Origin of the sequence: Aquincola tertiaricarbonis (assembly GCF_000969605.1) — a bacterium.
In the GTDB taxonomy this organism is placed as follows: domain Bacteria; phylum Pseudomonadota; class Gammaproteobacteria; order Burkholderiales; family Burkholderiaceae_C; genus Aquincola; species Aquincola tertiaricarbonis.
This window is the reverse complement of sequence record NZ_JZUE01000008.1, coordinates 126,395-142,439: the sequence shown is the minus strand read 5'-3', so window position 1 is coordinate 142,439 and position 16,045 is coordinate 126,395. Positions and strand designations below refer to the sequence as shown.

13 protein-coding genes are annotated in these 16,045 nt (G+C 68.5%); 3 read left to right on the top strand and 10 right to left on the bottom strand.

Translation table 11 applies throughout. The annotated features are described in order from the left end of the window. Nucleotides 1-13: 13 nt before the first annotated feature. The 7 genes from VO99_RS11750 to VO99_RS11720 are packed head-to-tail and all read right to left on the bottom strand — an operon-like array spanning nt 14 to nt 8,818. Nucleotides 14-859 carry a glycosyltransferase family protein gene (locus VO99_RS11750; RefSeq protein ID WP_046113042.1) on the bottom strand — a complete coding sequence of 282 codons (846 nt, stop codon included), beginning with the start codon at nt 857-859 and terminating at the stop codon, nt 14-16. Next, nucleotides 856-1,842 (bottom strand): polysaccharide deacetylase family protein, encoded by a 987-nt coding sequence (locus VO99_RS11745; protein WP_046113041.1) that lies wholly within the window; start codon nt 1,840-1,842, stop codon nt 856-858. Before VO99_RS11745 ends, VO99_RS11750 begins: the two co-directional genes overlap by 4 nt. Beyond that, on the bottom strand, nt 1,832-3,133 hold the full coding sequence (locus VO99_RS11740) for a putative O-glycosylation ligase, exosortase A system-associated (RefSeq protein WP_046113040.1): 1,302 nt from the start codon (nt 3,131-3,133) through the stop codon (nt 1,832-1,834). The genes VO99_RS11745 and VO99_RS11740 overlap by 11 nt, the downstream gene beginning before the upstream one ends. Then, nucleotides 3,126-4,334 (bottom strand): glycosyltransferase family 4 protein, encoded by a 1,209-nt coding sequence (locus VO99_RS11735; RefSeq protein ID WP_046113173.1) that lies wholly within the window; start codon nt 4,332-4,334, stop codon nt 3,126-3,128. The genes VO99_RS11740 and VO99_RS11735 overlap by 8 nt, the downstream gene beginning before the upstream one ends. A 5-nt stretch (nt 4,335-4,339) precedes the next feature. Next, nucleotides 4,340-5,566 (bottom strand): glycosyltransferase family 4 protein, encoded by a 1,227-nt coding sequence (locus tag VO99_RS28785; protein WP_052736279.1) that lies wholly within the window; start codon nt 5,564-5,566, stop codon nt 4,340-4,342. Then, nucleotides 5,563-6,879, bottom strand: a complete 1,317-nt coding sequence (locus VO99_RS11725; RefSeq protein WP_046113171.1) for a nucleotide sugar dehydrogenase — start codon at nt 6,877-6,879, stop codon at nt 5,563-5,565. Before VO99_RS11725 ends, VO99_RS28785 begins: the two co-directional genes overlap by 4 nt. Before the next feature lie 19 nt (nt 6,880-6,898). Next, on the bottom strand, nt 6,899-8,818 hold the full coding sequence (locus VO99_RS11720; protein WP_046113039.1) for an XrtA/PEP-CTERM system amidotransferase: 1,920 nt from the start codon (nt 8,816-8,818) through the stop codon (nt 6,899-6,901). Nucleotides 8,819-9,073: 255 nt separating this feature from the next. Between VO99_RS11720 and VO99_RS11715 the strand changes: the two genes are divergently transcribed. The 3 genes from VO99_RS11715 to VO99_RS11705 are packed head-to-tail and all read left to right on the top strand — an operon-like array spanning nt 9,074 to nt 12,010. Continuing rightward, nucleotides 9,074-10,651 (top strand): ArnT family glycosyltransferase, encoded by a 1,578-nt coding sequence (locus VO99_RS11715; protein ID WP_083440532.1) that lies wholly within the window; start codon nt 9,074-9,076, stop codon nt 10,649-10,651. 10 nt (nt 10,652-10,661) lie between these two features. Continuing rightward, entirely contained in the window at nt 10,662-11,603 is a 942-nt protein-coding gene (locus VO99_RS11710; RefSeq protein WP_046113037.1) for a glycosyltransferase, read from the top strand. Further along, entirely contained in the window at nt 11,591-12,010 is a 420-nt protein-coding gene (locus VO99_RS11705) for a GtrA family protein (RefSeq protein ID WP_083440531.1), read from the top strand. The genes VO99_RS11710 and VO99_RS11705 overlap by 13 nt, the downstream gene beginning before the upstream one ends. 29 nt (nt 12,011-12,039) lie before the next feature. On the opposite strand, the gene VO99_RS11700 is transcribed toward VO99_RS11705, so the two are convergent. From VO99_RS11700 to VO99_RS11690, 3 genes are read right to left on the bottom strand one after another with little or no spacing between them, the layout of a single operon-like run. Continuing rightward, entirely contained in the window at nt 12,040-13,203 is a 1,164-nt protein-coding gene (locus tag VO99_RS11700; RefSeq protein WP_046113036.1) for a TIGR03088 family PEP-CTERM/XrtA system glycosyltransferase, read from the bottom strand. Between the two features lie 21 nt (nt 13,204-13,224). Then, nucleotides 13,225-14,799 (bottom strand): exosortase A, encoded by a 1,575-nt coding sequence (gene xrtA, locus VO99_RS11695; RefSeq protein ID WP_046113035.1) that lies wholly within the window; start codon nt 14,797-14,799, stop codon nt 13,225-13,227. Continuing rightward, nucleotides 14,796-16,037, bottom strand: a complete 1,242-nt coding sequence (locus tag VO99_RS11690) for a TIGR03087 family PEP-CTERM/XrtA system glycosyltransferase (RefSeq protein ID WP_046113034.1) — start codon at nt 16,035-16,037, stop codon at nt 14,796-14,798. The genes xrtA and VO99_RS11690 overlap by 4 nt, the downstream gene beginning before the upstream one ends. Nucleotides 16,038-16,045 lie beyond the last annotated feature (8 nt).

Genomic DNA, 16,045 nt, shown 5'->3' with positions numbered 1-16,045 from the left:
GCAGGGACGGGCGTCAGGCGGTGGCCAGCGCCTGTTGATAGGCCGGCCGGTCGTCGGCCAGCAGCAGTTCACGCTCGTAGGTCTCCAGCATCACCGCCTTGTTCTTCATCACGAAGTGCAGGCAGGAGAACTTGCGCCGCTGCCAGGCGGTGAGGCCGCCGGCATTGCGCAGCTCGTCCGGGAACATCATGAACCAGGTCTGCCAGATGGGCAGGCCCGCGGCCTGTACCAGCGCGGTGGCGGCAATGTCTTCCACCGGGATCTTGCGCTCGGCCAGGAAGGTTTCCAGCGGCTCGCGCTCGATGAGCGCCAGCACCGCCCGCACCGCCGAGGCGCGCAGGAAATAGCAGCCGCCCTGGCAGTACGCGAAGTCCACGAAGTGGCCGTCGCCCACCATCGCGGCGGAGCTGCGGGCCACCGCCTGGAAGATGCGGTCGTTGAAGAAAAACACGTCGGAATCCACCCGCGCGACGACGTCGTCGTCGTGCAGGCCTTCGGCCGCCAGCGCATAGGCGCGCCAGATCCAGCCGATCTGCTCGGCGCCCCAGCCCATGCTCTTGGGCCAGGGCACCACGCGCAGGTTGGGCATCAGCCGCTGCAGCTGCTCGGTCTGCGCCGGGGACAGCGGCATGTCGTTGTCGCTGAACACCAGCACCTCGTAGCGCACGTGGGGCGCGCTGCGCAGCAGGCTGTGCAGCGCGCAGTAGAGGTAGCTGAAGTACGACTGGCAGCTGAAGTAACACAGCCGGAACACGGGCTGCCGCTGCAGCGGCCGGCGCAGCACATGGCGGCGCTGCGCCATCTGGCGCACGAAGGCGGGCGCCTGTTGCAGGCGGATGGGCACTCTCACGCGGGTCATGCAGCGGCCTCCAGCGGCGCCTGGGCGGCCGGCGCGGACATCAGGTTCATGGCGCAGCGCAGGCCGAAGCGGGCCATGCGCACGTCCCACGGGGTGAAGCGCGGCAGCTGGAACGGATCGCTGGCCGCGGTGGCCACGCCCGGCGCCGTGCTCACCGCACCGGCATAGCCGGCACGCCGCACCAGCGCGACGTCGCGCGCGCCGTAGTCGCGGCCGGGTACGCCGTTGGGGTAGGCGAACATCGTCGGCGCCTCGCCCAGCCAGGCGGTGAGCTGCTCGCGGCCGATGGCGATCTCGGCATAGGCCTGCGCCTCGGGCGTGCTGGACAGGATGGGATGGCTGACGGTGTGGCCGCCGATGTCCATGCCCAGGTCGCGCAGTTCGCGCAGCTGGGCCGGCGACATCATCAACGTGCTGTGCGCCGGCAGGCCGTGGCGTGCGGCCAGCACCTGGGTGCGGGCCAGGCGCTCGTCCGGCGGCAGGTACTTGAGGCGCTTGAGCGCATCCTGGTAGGCGGCCACGCGGGACGCGTCGTCGGTGAGCGGGTGACGGCCGGCGCCGACGTCCTGCCAGTCCAGCTCGCCGGCGGGGGCGGCGCGCACGGCCTCGATCACGGTGTCGTTCCACATGCGGCCGCCGCCCGAGAAGCCGGTGGCGATGAAGAAGGTGGCGCTGAGGCCATGCTTCTTCAGCACCGGGGCGGCCAGCGTGAGGTTGTCCAGGTAGCCGTCGTCGAAGGTGATGCAGGCGGCGGCCGCAGGCAGCCGGCCCTCGGCCAGCCGTCGCGCCGCATCGGCCAGCGGCAGCACGTTGAAGCCGCGGCGCAGGAAGCCGACGATGCGCTCGAAGCGCGCCACGTCGATGTCGTCGGGCAGCAGCGGATCGGGCGCCGGCAGCACGCGGTGGAAGATGAAGATGGACAGCCGCGCGCGCGAGCCCGAGGGCGACAGCCAGCCGAACGGATTCAGCACGTTAACGCCCATGGTTCCACCCGAGGCCCATGTTGTTGTCGCCGAGGGCGGCACGCTGGGCCTTCAGCGCGGCGCGTCGCTGCTTCTGGTCGATGCTGGCCGCCAGCGCCACGATGGCGGCCAGGTAGTAGGGCAGGTCGAAGTAGGCCAGGCTGAGGAAGGTGCCGCCCACCGCGTACCCGAGCAGGCTCACCTGCACCATGGCGCCCAGGTCGGCCAGCCACTGGCGGGAGGGATCGTTGTGCACCGACTTGATCAGGCGACGTGCAGTGGCCCAGGTGGTGAGACCGACGCCGAGGAACAGGAACAGCCCGATGAAGCCATGTTCGCCCAGTATCTGGAAGTAGATGCTGTGGGCGGCCAGCACGCGGTTGGGGTCCTCGGCATACCGCGCATACACATCCGGGTGGTAGGGCATGAACCCGCCGCCGACGATCCGGTCGAGCGCCAGGTTCGTGGCCATGCCCCAGGCGTTGAGCCGCCCCATGGCCGATTCGTCCTGCTGGTAGGTCTCGATGGTGTTCATGCGCTCGAACCACTGCTCTGGCATGAATCCCAGCGCGCCGATCCCGATGAACAGCATGACAAAGGCACCGACGAACTTGCGCTTGCCCTTCATCCACAACATCAGGCCCATCATCGCCAGCGCCAGGAAGGCGCCGCGCGAGTAACTGCCCAGCACGGTGATGACCGACAGCACCAGCGCGAGGCCCATGGCGCGGCGCTGCCACTTGCCGACCATTTGCAGCTGGATGTAGCGAAGCAGCGGAATCGTCATGACGCCGGCCAGTGCCAGCTCGTTGTTGCCACCGATGAAGCCACCCGGGCCCCACACCCGGTAGTTGCCAGCCGTCATCAGCGTGAACAGGCCACCCTTGACGGTGTAGAAGCCGATGGAAAACGCGATCGTCCAGATCAGCCAGTGCAGCTTGCGCTTGTCATCGATGAGCGCCAGCGTGACGAAGATCATCAGGAAGATCTTCATCGAGCGCTCCCACAGCGGCAGCGATTCGTCGAGGTAGAACGAAAACGGCAGCGTGATGCAGATCCACAGGGTGAAGAACAGAATGGCCCATGCCGGCGAGCCCACCATCGGGTTCTGCTTTTGCTTGGTGAGCAGCAGGCCCACCAGGGTGCAGGCGGCGATGCCGGTGGCCACCGGCCAGTTGGCGGCGCTCCAGCCGAACTCCACGTGCGGGCTCATCAGGCTGACCCACACGAACAGCACCGCCCCGATCCACGGCCGCCAGAGCGACCACACGGTGGCCGTGCCGAGAATTCCCAGGATCAGCAGGTCAGACATGGCTCAGCACCTCGGCCGGCTGAACCGCCAGCGAACGGAACAGACGCAGTTGCGCCTGGCTGGTGGCCTCCCAGCTGAAACCCTCGGCGTAGCGTCGCACGGCGGCGCGGTCCGGCGCGGCGGCCAGCAGCTCACGCACCGACTGCGCAAAGGCCTCGCCGCTGCGCTCGTCCACCAGGCGGCCCACCGTATCGCTGGCCACCACCTCGGGCGTGCCCCAGATGCGCGTGGCCACTACGGGCGTGCCGCAGGCCATGGCTTCCAGCAACACATTGGCCCAGCCTTCGCGGCTGGAGGCCAGCACCAGCGCGTCAGCTGCGCTGTACCAGCGCAGCAGCTCCGTATTGGGCAGGCTGCCGATCAGGTGCACCTGGTCGGCCACACCACGCTCCCGTGCGCGCTGCAGAAGACGGGCGCGCTCCTCGCCCTCTCCGGCAATCACCAGGCGCGCGCCAGGATGGGTGACCTGCAGGGCGGCCAGTGCGTCGATGGCCACATGGTGGCCCTTGCGCTCGATCAGGTGCCCCACCGACAGCAGGAGCGGCGCGCCGTTGATGCCCAGCTCATTGCGCATTGCTGCCAGCGGAAGCGGGCGAAAGCGCTGCAGATCGACGCCATTGCGCATGACGTGCAAGCGCGCCGGCTCGATGCCCAGGTCGCGCAGCACGTCCATCAACGCCGCGCACACGCCGATGGACGCATTGGCCTGCCGGGCCGCCCACAGGATCATGCGGCGTGGCAGCGGGTATTGCGGGATCAGGTTCAAGTCGGTGCCGCGGGCCGTGATGACCAGCGGTTTGCGGAAATGCCGGGCCAGCAGTGTGGCAGCCACGCCGTCGGGATAGTAGTAATGGGCGTCGATCAGATCGAACTCGAAACCCTCGTCGAGAAGTTGCTTCACCGCGGCGAGGGCGCCCAACGCCAGCGTCAGGGGAGCGACGGTCATGCCGATCTTCGGTGCCAGCAGATAGCGCGGGTGCAGCACGTCCAGGCCGTTGCGCTGCTCGCGCCGGGGCGTGGCAGCGACTGTCGCGTACTCGCCCCAGCTTGTACGCGTCGACGGAAACCAGGGCACCGGCGCAACGACGCGGGCATCGACATGCCCGCTCTTGAGCAGTTCCCGCAGCCGAGTCTCGACGAAGATGCCGTGGGTCGGCCGCGCGCTGCTGGGGAACAGCGTGGAGAAGGTCAGGATCTTCAGCGGCTTCACGCGACGGCCTCCGCGGCGCCCACCGCCTCGTTCAGGATGCGGCCGAACTCGTCGGCCGCGACACGGTGGCCGAAGCGTGCTTCAACCAGCTCGCGCGCCGCCCTCGACAGCCGCAGCCGCAGAGCGTCATCCGCCAGCAGGCGCAGCGTGGCCTCGGCCAGCGCAGGGGCACCGTCGGCGCACAGGAAATGCACGCCATCCTCGACATCCAGCCCTTCCATGCCAATGGCGGTGGACACCACGGGCAGGCCCATGGCCATCGCCTCAAAGGCCTTGATGCGGGTGCCACCGCCAACACGCAGCGGAATCACGAAAGCCTGGGCGTCACGTGCGTGCGCCCGCACATCGTCCACGAAGCCGGTGAAGTGCACTCCCGGCACCCGGCCTTGCACCAGCGACGCGGGCGGGTTCTTGCCGACCACGCGCAGCTGTGCCTTGGGCACCTGGGCAAGCACCAGCGGCCAGACCTCCTCGATGTAGAAGCGGATGCCGTCGACGTTGGCCTCCCAGTCCATCGAGCCGGTGAACACCACGGTGGGTGCGCCTCCGGCCGGCGGCTGCCAGGCGAAGAAGTCCAGGTCCACGCCGGTCGGGATGGCGCGGGCCGTCGCCAGCCCGTCATTGCGCTCGAAGGTGCGGGCATCGCGCTCGGACACGGTGACCACGCGCGTGAAGCGCGCCAGCGCCGCGCGCTCGAAGCGGCGCATCTTCGCCGCCTGCGAGGACCACAGCCAGCGCAGCGGCGCGCGCTCGGCCGTGCTGGCATGGCGCTCGAAGATCTCGGCCTCGACGTTGTGCGTGAAGCACACCGTCGCCCCGCCCAGGGAGGGCGGACGCAGCACCGCAGCATGGACGAAGTCGAATACCACCACGTCGAAGCGCTCGGCAGCCAGCAGTTGCTCCACCGCGGCGGTGGCTGCCGGCGTACGGTCCGACACCACATTGATGGGCAACGCGGACAGCAGGTGCGGGATGCGTTGCCAGCGCGCACGCGGCGGGCTTGGTGCCCAGCCAATGAAGGCATGGCAAAGCCGGCCAAGTGCCTCCTGCCAGTCGCGCTGCTGCTGCGCCGTGGCCGGCGACAGCAGCGTGATGTCGAACCGGCCGCTCTCCTTCAGACCCCGCAGGATGTTGCCGGTGCGGATCTTGCCGCCGGCATCCGCCGGAAACAGAAAGACCGGCGAGATGAAGGCGAGCTTCAGGCAGCGCTCCGGCTGGTTCACCAGCAGATGCCCTCGTACTCGGCAAAGCCGGCATCACGCAGGTCGGCATAGCCGTTGAGGTCCACCAGGCGGGCGCCTTTGGCCAGCGCGATGATGCGCTGGCGCGTCTCGGCGTCCGCATGGCCCACCACGACGATCTCGGCACGGGCCAGCACGGCATCCGGCGTCTCGTGCAGCAGCTTGTCGAGGTGCGGAATCTCGCGGTCGATGTATTCCTTGTTCTTGCCCAGCAGCCGCGCGATCTTGACGAAGCGGTCGTAGATGGCGATGTCGAAGCCCTTGCCCAGCAGCTTCTCGGCCAGCACCACCAGCGGCGAATCGCGCAGGTCGTCGGTGCCGGGCTTGAAGGCCAGGCCGAACAACGCCACCGGCTTGCGGCCGTGGCTGGCAATCAGGTCGTAGGCGCGGCCGATGTGGGCGTCATTGCTGGTGAGCAGCGAGCCGAGCACGGGAATCTCGACCCCCTGGTCGCGGGCGATGGTCAGGAATCCCTTGACCTCCTTGGGCAGGCAAGAGCCGCCGAAGGCGAAGCCAGGGCGCAGATAGGCCTTCGAGATGTTGAGCTGTTTGTCCTCGCAGAAAAGCGCCAGCACCTCCCGAGAGTCCAGACCCGCCTGCTTGAGCACGGCGCCGGCCTCGTTGGCGAACACGATCTTCAGTGCGTGGAAGACATTGCACAGGTATTTGACCGACTCCGCCACGCCCACGTCGGCCGCGACGAAATTGCCCGACAGGCCGCTGTACAGGCGCTTCATGACCTCGACGCCCGCGTCGTCCAGGCTGCCGACGATGGTTTGCGGCGGGTTGTGGAAGTCCGACACCGATGAACCTTCACGCAGGAACTCGGGATTGAAGACCAGCGACAGCCGGTCACCGATCTGGCGGCCCGCTGCCTTTTCCAGCAGCGGCGCGATGCGCGCGCGCGTGGTGCCCGGCGCAACGGTGCTGCGGATCACGAGAGTGTGGTGGCCCGGCTTCTTCGCAATTTCGGCACCGATCTGGCCGACGACCGCGTCCAGCGCCGTCAGGTCGGGCATGTAGTTGGCAAGAGAGGGCGTGGCCACCGAGATCAGCGACACCTCGGTGCCCCGGACGGCAGCGGCCACGTCATCGGTGGCCGTCAGCCGGCCGTCCTTCACCGCTGCGGCGATCAGCTCCTCGATGCCCTCTTCCACCACCGGCGACTGGCCCGATGCGATCAGCTCCACTTTCAGCGGGTTGATGTCCACACCGACCACTTCGTGGCCAAGCTCGGGCAGGCAGGCGCATGACACGGCACCTACATAGCCCAGACCGAAAACCGAGACCTTCATCTTGTTGTCCTTGTACAAATCAGGCGGCGATGCGGGTCGTGGTCGTGCCCAGGCCCGCATTGCGAAGGAAGGCATCGAACATCAGCAACACCCACAGCGGCTGGGCATGGTCCATCGCGCCACGCTCGTGCTGGTCCAGCAGCCGGGCGATGGTGTTCGGGTTGAACCAGCCGGTCTGAGCCAGCGCGCCATGCTGGAGCGACTGGCGGGCCTGTTCGCGCAGGGGGCCGCGCAACCAGCGCGCCAGCGGCACCGCAAAGCCCATCTTGGGTCGATACAGCACGTCGTGCGGCAGCATCGGCTCCAGCGCCTTCTTGAACAGGTACTTGCCTTCCTGGCCGCGCAGCTTCAGGTCGGAGGGCAGCGTCGCCACCCATTCGACCAATTCGTGATCCATCAACGGCTCGCGCACCTCCAGACTGTGGGCCATGCTGGCGCGATCGACCTTGGTGTTGATGTCGCCCGGCAGGTAGGTGTGGATGTCGAGGTACTGGATCAGCGCCAGCGGGTCGTCGGTGCCGGCACGGCGGGCGTGTTGATTGAACACCTCGCTTGCGTGCCAACCTTGCAGCTCGCGCTTGAACCCGTCGCTGAACAGCTGCTGGCGTAGCGGGTCGCGCACCAGGCCCATGGTGTTGAAGTAGGCCTCGACCGAGTCACGGGCGATGGCCTGGAAGGTGGTCTTGGCGCGGAACACACGCGGCGCCCAGTCGGCCTTGGGATAGACGCGAGACAGCGGACCGAACACCCCCTTGCGCAAGGCCAGCGGAAAGGCGCTGCGCATGCGTTCTTCCATCATGTGCATCTTGTAGCGGCGGTAGCCGCCCAGGCTCTCGTCGCCGCCGTCACCGGACAGCGCCACCGTCACATGCTTGCGGGCGAGCTCGCAGACCCGGTAGGTGGGAATGGCGGACGAGTCGGCATAGGGCTCGTCGTACAGGTGGGCCAGCGTGTCCACCAGCCCGAAATCGTCGCTGCTGACCGTCTCGACGCGATGGCGGGTGCGGTAGCGGTCCGCCACCATCTGCGCGAACTCCGTCTCGTTGAACTTCGGATCGTCGAAGCCGATGGAGCAGGTGTTGACGGGCTGGCCGTCCAGCTGCGCCATCGTCGCGACGACGGCGCTGGAGTCCACCCCGCCGGACAGGAAGGCGCCCAGTGGCACCTCGGCCTTCAGGCGCAGCTTGACCGACTCCGTCAGGCGGCGGCGCAGCTCTTCGGCGGCTTCCTGTTCATCGAGCTTGGCGTCGAGCGTGAAGCGCACGTCCCAGTAGCGCTGCGGCTCGCCCAGCGGCTGGCCGCGCTTGACCAGCAGGCGGTGCCCGGGCGCCAGCTTGTGCGCATGGCGGTAGATGGTCCAGGGATCGGGCACATAGCCCAGCGCGAAATACGCCTCCACGGCGCGCGGGTCGATTTCCTGCCGCAGGCCGCCATGGGCTACCAGGCTCTTCAGCTCCGAGCCGAACAGCAGCCAGCCGTCCTCGGTGATGGCGTAGTGCAGCGGCTTCACGCCGAGGCGGTCGCGCGCCATGAACAGGCAATCGCGGCGACGGTCGTGGACCATGAAGGCGAACATGCCACGCAGATGGTGCACGCAGTCCTCGCCCCAGTGCTCCCAGGCGCGCACGATGGCCTCGGAGTCGCTCTTGGTGCGGAACACGTAACCGTGGCCGCGCAGCTCGTCCATCAGCTCAAGGTAGTTGTAGACCTCGCCGTTGAAGACCAGCGCCACCGACTTGTCGTCGTTGAAGATGGGCTGCTGACCGGTTGCTATGTCGATGACCGAGAGGCGGCGGTGACCGAAGCCCACGCCGGGTTCGATGTGCAGGTCCCCCTCATCCGGCCCACGGTGCTGCTGAGACTCGTTCATCCTGTGCAGGCGCTGGCGCTCGGGGAGGCGCTTGCTGCGGGTATCGAACAGACCGGTGATGCCGCACATGGATTGGCCTGGAAATGCAAAGTTGGAGTACAGACCCAGGATCGGGCGCACGAAAAGGCGGATTCTTACCGAGGCCGCCCCCCTCCACTCTGCCACTACCGCCGCGCTTGTGATATCGCGCACGGTCCAAGCCCCCCCGAGGTTGGAGCTGCGGCAGGCGCCACAATGCCAATCCGCGATGATCCGCGTCGCGCTGGACACGTCGATTCGTGAGCCGCTCGCGACCACTTCTGCACTGTGACCAACGCCCCATCCATGACGTCATCCCGTGACACGCACCCGTTGTCCGGCGGCGCAACGTCCACTGCCACCGTGTGGACCGTCTATGTCCTTCTGGCGCTGGCTCTGGTGCTGCTGCAGTGGCGCGTCTTCGTCGGCTACCAGGCCAGCGACGACGCCAACTACCTGCTCGGCGCCATGGGATGGCTGGAGCACAGCCCCTATGTCGGCAACAGCCACTGGACATTGCGCCACACCCTGACGCTGCCCAGCGCGCTGTCCATCTCGGCACTCGGCTTGAACCTGTTCTCCGTGGCGCTGCCCACGCTGATCTATTTCATCGGTTTTATCGCGGTGCAGACATGGGCCTTGCACCGGCACTTCGGGTTCCAGGTCGCGGCCTGCTTCGCGCTGATCGCGATGACCACTTCGGGCATGGTCGTCAACTCGACCTACCTCGCGCCGGACGTCGCTGAACTGTTCTTCGTCGGCACGACGTTCTGGGTGCTGATGGCAGCCCTCGAACCCCGTGCGGACGGCCAGCGTGGCACGGCCTGGGTCTGGCTGCTTGCCGGCGTGCTCGCGGGCCTGGCTTGGAGCAACCGGCAGACGGCCGCCGGCGCGCTGCTGGCCTGCGCCATCACGGCCTGGGTGGCGGGGCGCCCGGCACGTGCCCGCATGCCCTGGGCGGTTCTGGGCTTTGCGCTGATCGTCGGCGCCGAGTGGGCCTACCTGACCATCATGACCGGCAACCCGATGTATCGGATCGGCCTGGACATGCACCACGATCCGGTGAACCGCCTGGCCGAGGTGCAGCGCGTCGCGGCCCGTGGCGGCTGGATTGACAAGGAGGGCAATCTCAGCGTCCACCTCCTGCTGGACCCGATCCTCGCGTTGTTCGTGTCGCAGAAATACGGTCTGGTGTTCTGGACGGGCGTCGTGGCGGCCTGGCAGGCCTGGCGACTGCCGCAGGGCCGGGATCGCCGGCTACTGATGCGCCTGATGGGCCTGGGGGCCATCGCCTTCGTTTTCGTCGCGGCCAACCCCAAGCTGTATCTCGTGCCGCGCTACTTGCTGGTGCCCGCCTGGGTCGCCATTGTGCTGACCGCCTGGTGGGTGGCCCGGCTGTGGGCCCGGCAGCACCGGGCGCTGGCCGGCTGCGTGGTGGCCGCGGTGGTTGGCATGAACCTGCTGTGCCTGTCCGTCGAGAACACGCAGCCCCGCGCGATCGAGCAGGCGCTGGTGGACTGGGTGGCGGCGCACCCGCAGCAACGTGTCCACACCGACATCGAGACGCTGGAACGCGCGCGCGGATTCTTCCGCATCGCGGGCGTATCGCCGGAAACGGTTTCCAGCGCGCCGGCCGCAGCGGGCAACCTCGTGTTCTACAGCGCTGTGCGCGTCGAACAATGTGCGGCGCAGGTCCGCTGCCGCGACGTCGCCCCGGCATTTCGGGCGCAGCCTGGCTGGGTGGCGACGGAAACGCTGGTGGGGCCGGCGAAGCCGGTTGGCCGGCTGCTGACGGCGCTGGGCATCGCGCAGCGGCTGCCCCCTGACATTGCCCGGCGAATCGTGGGACCCAGCTATGAAGTCATCCTCTATGAAGTGCGCTGAACACAATCAAATGCACCACACCCTGGACCCCACGCCTCGCGTGGCGGTGCTGATCCCCTGCTACAACGAAGAGGTCGCCATTGGCCAGGTGGTGAAGGACTTCCAGGCCGCGCTGCCCCAGGCCGCCATCTACGTATACGACAACAACTCCAGCGACCGTACCGCCGAAGTGGCACGCGAGGCCGGCGCGGCCGTGCGGGTCGAGCGCCGCCAGGGCAAGGGCAACGTGGTGCGCCGCATGTTTGCCGACATCGAGGCCGACGTGTACCTGCTGGTGGACGGCGACGCCACATACGACGCCGCCAGCGGCCCGAAAATGGTGCACACCCTGGTGGCCGAGCGGTTTGACATGGTCGTGGGCTGCCGAACGCACACGCAGACCGAAGCCTACCGGCCGGGTCATGTGTTCGGCAATGCGATGCTGACCGGCGTAGTCGCCAAGCTGTTCGGGCGCAGCTTCACGGACATCCTGTCGGGCTACCGCGCCTTCTCGCGCCGTTTCGTGAAATCGTTTCCGGCGCTGTCCAAGGGCTTCGAGACCGAGACCGAACTGACCGTGCACGCGCTGGAACTGCGCATGCCGGTGACCGAGATCGACACGCCCTACGGCGCGCGGCCCGACGGCTCGGCCAGCAAGCTGTCGACCTACCGCGACGGCTGGCGCATCCTGCGGCTGATCCTGCAGCTCTACAGGCACGAGCGGCCGCTGGCCTACTTCTCGGTGCTGGCCGCCTTGCTCGCGCTGCTGTCTGCCGGGCTGGCCACACCCATCATCCTCGAGTACCTGGAGACCGGCCTGGTGCCGCGCTTTCCGACGGCCATCCTGTCGACGGGCATCATGATCCTGGCCTTCCTGTTCTTCATTGCCGGCGTGATCCTGGAAACGGTCACGCGTGGGCGGCAGGAGATCAAGCGGCTGCTGTACCTGCAGATGTCGCGATGGGAGCTTTGAGCCAGCTGCGGGCCACGATGCTGCGCTCGCAACTGGTGCGGTTCGGCATGGTCGGCTGCGTGGGCTTCGCGCTCGATGCCAGCCTGACGCTGTTGTTCCACCGCCAGCTCGAGCTGGGCGAGGCGTCCGCGCGCGTGTTGGCCTTCCTCGTCGCGGCCACCGCAGGCTGGTGGCTCAACCGCCAGTTCACCTTCCGGACCCAGGCGCCCGTCAGCGCATCGAGCTGGCTGCGCTACGTCGTGCTGACAGGTGCGGGCGCCGCCATCAACATCGCCTGTTACCTGGCCGTGGTGCATGTGCTGGGCACCAGGCCGCTGCATCTGCTGGCTGGTGTGGCGGTGGGGTCTGTCGTGGCGATGGGTTTCAACTTCTGGGTGTCGCGCCGCTGGGTGTTTGCCACCCGCTAGGCTGAAACCGTTTGCGGGCTGGTCCGCAGTCAGCCGGGCCTGCTGGCGGAGGCATACAGCGCTGCGTAAGCGGAGACCATGCCCTGCAGGCTGAATTCCTGGTTTGCGCGCGCCAAAGAAGCCCGGGCCAGCCGCTGCCGCAGGGCGGCATCGGTCGCCAGCCGGGACAGCCCCTGCGCCAGCGCCTCGCTGTCGGACGGCGGCACCAGCAGCCCGTTGGCACCGTCCCGGACCAGCTCCGGGTTGCCTCCCACCTCGGTGACAACAGGCGCACAGCCGCAGGCCATCGCTTCCAGCAGCGTGTTGCTGATGCCCTCCTCCTGCGACGGCAATGCGAAGACGTCGAACTGCGGCAGCAAGGCGGCCACGTCACTGCGGTCGCCCGGCAACCAGGCCTTGTCGGCCACGCCCGCGCTTGCCAGGCGTTCACGCGCCTGCGCCAGCAACGGGCCGCCGCCGAGCATCGCCAGGCGCAACCGCGGCCAGTCGGCCGGGCACAGCGCGCGCAGCCGCAGGAAGGCATCGACGAGGTTGAGCGGATCCTTGACGGCCTGCATGCGGCCCACCGCGCCGATGACGAAGTGCTCGCCGCGGCGATAGGGCCAGGCCTGCGGCACTTCGGCCGACGGGGCGAAGCGAGTGGTATCCACGCCGTTGCAGATGCGCAGCACGCGATCCTGCGGGAAACCGACCGGCCCGGTCAGGTAGGTCTCGATGGCCTTGGACAAGGCCACGAAACGATGCACACCCAGCCCGTAGACGCGGCGCAGACGCTGGTTGGTGCGGCTGACGCCCCCAAGGTCGTTGACATCCCAGCCATGCTCGCTGTGCACCCGCAGCGGCACGCGGGCCGCCCAGGCGGGCAGCTGGAATTCCATCGCCCCGAGGTTTCGGGTGTGCAGCACGGCCGGGCGCATCTCGCGCAGCAGACGGTAGACGTGTGGATACAGCCAGCAGCCCTGGCCCGGCGGTTTGTCCAGCGCGATGAACTGCGTGCCGGGTGCCTTCACCCGCTCCTTGAATGCGGTGATTTGCGTCACCGCCACCACCGCATGCCGAAAAGCCGGCAGGTGGTTGATGAGGTTGACGACACCGTTCTCCAGCCCGCCGGTGTCGAAGCGGTAGATCAGGTGCATCACCAGCGGCCGCTGGTCGCTGGAAGGGCTGGCGGAGGTCGCTGGCGTCTCGGTCATCGGCAGGCCGGAACGTCCGCTTCAGCGGCTGCGGCGTGCATCGTCCAGCGCGCGCAGCAGCGTGTCCTGGTGGGCGGCGGCAAACGCCTGCAGTCGCTGGGCGGCCTGGCCATCCGGACTGGCTTCGGTGTAGATCATCACGATGGCGGCGTCGTCGGGTTCGCCGCGCACGCGCATCCAGGCCTGTCGCAGCTTGGCCTGCACTTCGTTGCCCACCAGCTGGCCACCGATCCAGTAGGTGCGCCACACCAGCAAAGGCGGGCGCTGCAGGGCGGTGGCGATGCTGCTGCCACGCAGTTCGGTGGCCTGCCAGCCGGCGGCGCCCACCGCGCCAGGCGCCTGCACCGGGCCCACCGGCACGGCGTGCCGCTCTGTATCGCCCACGCGCAGCAGCCCATTGAGCGAGCTGACGGCCTTGCTGTCTTCCTGCTGCTGGCGGTAATACGCTACATGCAGGCCCACGCGGCCTGCCGGGCCGGTGTAGGTGCGGCTTTGCTCGGCGCGCGCGCCGACCACTGCGGGCCGCCAGTCGGAAATCGGCTCGTCGGCCGGGCGCCAGTCGGGCGTCGCGGCTGCAGGCAGGCCCAGCGCCAAGGGCGCGCCGGGCAGGCCGTCGCCCGGGCGCAGCCAGGCGGGCCAGCTCACCGCTGCGGCAGCGCTCACCGCCACCACCAGCAGCCGGCCGGCCGATGCACGCCCACCGCGGCCGAGCGCCTGCATGCGCTCGGGCATCGGCGCATCGGGCTCCGACCAGCGCGCACCAATGAAAAACAGCGCGGTGATGACGATGCCGAAGAACACCCAGCCATACACCAGGTGATCGACACCAGTGGCGATCTGGTTGTTGGACAGGTGCCCCACCAGCACGATGAGGTAGGCGCGCAGCCAGTTGGCCAGCACCGGCACCACCAGCGACAGCAGGCAGAACAAGAGCCGCCGGCGCAGGCTGCGATAGTTCAGGTAAGCGAACAGCGAGCCCACCATGAACGACGCCATCAGGTAGCGGATGCCGCTGCAGGCCTCCACCACCGACCAGCGGCCCGACGGGATGACGAACTGCAACCCCTCCCGGTACACCGGGATGCCCGACAGCCGCAGCGTGGCCACCGTGAAGTCGGCGGTGTACTGCATCAGCACCGGCGTCATGAACTCACCGAGCGGCACCGCGAAGAACAGGAAGGCCAGCGGGAACATCAGCGCCCGCGTGACCTGCCATCCCAGCAGCGCCGGCACGCCGGCCACCAGCAGCGCGGTGAAGGCCAGCTGCATCACCGCATTGACGTCGGCCAGGTCGCCCAGCCACCACGAGACAGCCAGCAGCGCCAGCACCGGCACCAGGGCCGGCACCGCGCGCGGCGTGAGCAGGCGCAGCACGTCGCGCTGGCGCCAGACCAGCCAGGCGACGATGGGCGGCACCAGGAAGGCATGGGTGAAGGTGGCCGACCGCTCCCAGATGACGACCATCGCCAGCCCGGTGCCGCGGTAGGCCAGCAGCACCAGCAGCAGGTAGGCCAGCATGGCCGTGCCGGCTTCGCGCCACCCGGGCGCGCTGGGCTGGGCGGGCGTCGAATCGACAGCAGCGGGCACGGCGCTCATGCGGCCACCACCTCGGCGCGTGCGCCGGGCGCGCGGGCCTGCATCGCCTCGGAGAGCAGGCGGTCCAGCGGCGCCAGTTGGGCCGCCCAAGCGTAGCGGGTCAGCACGAAGCGGCGGCCGGCTTCACCCAGCTGCCGTGCCAGCGTCGGGGCTTCCAGCAGGCGGGTGAGCTGGGCCACGTAGTCGGCCGCCTGTTCGGCCGCCAGCAGGTCCTGGTCGTGCCGGGCGGCAATGGCCTCGGCGCAGGACGCGGCGCACACCACCGGCCGGGCCATGGCCATGGCTTCCAGCACCTTGTTCTGCACGCCGCGGGCCAGCCGCAGCGGCGCGACCACTGCCAGCGCATGTTGCAGGTACGGTCGCACGTCGGGCACAGTGCCGCTGACCGACACACCCTCGCCGGCCAGCGCCTGCACCGCAGGCGTGGGGCTGCGGCCGACGATATGGAAGCGCAGCGCAGGCCAGCGCTGGCGCAGCGCGGGCAGCGCTTCGGTGGCAAACCACACGACCGCATCGACGTTGGGCCAGTAGTCCATTGCGCCGGTGAACACCACAGGCAGCTCGCCCGCCGCATAAGGCGAGGCCCACTGCCCGTCGGGCGAGAAGAAGTCGGCGTTCACGCCGTTGCCCGCTGCATGGACACGCGCGGCGCACTCGGGCGCCAGGCGGCGGAACAGGTCGGCCTCCTTCTCGGTGACCAGGAAGGTGCTGTGGGCGGTGGCCGCGATCTCCCGCTCATAGGCCAGCAGGCGTTCACCCTCGCGCCGGTACAGCCACGACAGCGGCCACGGCCGGCTGAGCGCGTACTCGGTCCACTTGGCCGAATCGACGTCCACCAGGTCTACCAGCACCGGCACGCCTGCCGCGTGGCGGGTGTACGGTGCCATCGACGACGAGAACACGATCACCGCATCGATGGCCTCGCGCCGGCACACCTCGCGCACCCAGGCGTCGAGACGCGTGTTGCGGTAGTAACGCAGCGTGAGCGACTGGTCATCGGCCAGCGCCGCCAGGCTGCGCAGCTTGGCCGTGGTGGGGTTCAGCGGCACCGCGCACAGGTCGGCGCACAGCGCCTGCAGCGTGGGCACGTGCTGCTGGTCGTCGGGGTCGTCGACAAAGGTGCCCAGGAACACCCGGTGCCCGGCCAGCAGGTGCTTGAGCACGTGGTACGAGCGCACCTTGTCGCCCTTGTTGGGCGGGTACGGCAGGCGGTGCACCAGGTACAGCAGGTTGGCCATGGCTGCGT

Bases quoted from the DNA above. Each gene is read 5' to 3' on its own strand.
- VO99_RS11705 (WP_083440531.1), top strand. From the start codon at position 11,591: ATGGGAGCTTTGAGCCAGCTGCGGGCCACGATGCTGCGCTCGCAACTG.
- VO99_RS11725 (WP_046113171.1), bottom strand. From the start codon at position 6,879: ATGAAGGTCTCGGTTTTCGGTCTGGGCTATGTAGGTGCCGTGTCATGC.
- VO99_RS11740 (WP_046113040.1), bottom strand. From the start codon at position 3,133: ATGTCTGACCTGCTGATCCTGGGAATTCTCGGCACGGCCACCGTGTGG.
- VO99_RS11745 (WP_046113041.1), bottom strand. From the start codon at position 1,842: ATGGGCGTTAACGTGCTGAATCCGTTCGGCTGGCTGTCGCCCTCGGGC.
- VO99_RS11715 (WP_083440532.1), top strand. From the start codon at position 9,074: ATGACGTCATCCCGTGACACGCACCCGTTGTCCGGCGGCGCAACGTCC.
- VO99_RS11750 (WP_046113042.1), bottom strand. From the start codon at position 859: ATGACCCGCGTGAGAGTGCCCATCCGCCTGCAACAGGCGCCCGCCTTC.
- VO99_RS11710 (WP_046113037.1), top strand. From the start codon at position 10,662: ATGCACCACACCCTGGACCCCACGCCTCGCGTGGCGGTGCTGATCCCC.
- xrtA (WP_046113035.1), bottom strand. From the start codon at position 14,799: ATGAGCGCCGTGCCCGCTGCTGTCGATTCGACGCCCGCCCAGCCCAGC.
- VO99_RS11720 (WP_046113039.1), bottom strand. From the start codon at position 8,818: ATGTGCGGCATCACCGGTCTGTTCGATACCCGCAGCAAGCGCCTCCCC.
- VO99_RS11690 (WP_046113034.1), bottom strand. From the start codon at position 16,037: ATGGCCAACCTGCTGTACCTGGTGCACCGCCTGCCGTACCCGCCCAAC.
- VO99_RS11700 (WP_046113036.1), bottom strand. From the start codon at position 13,203: ATGACCGAGACGCCAGCGACCTCCGCCAGCCCTTCCAGCGACCAGCGG.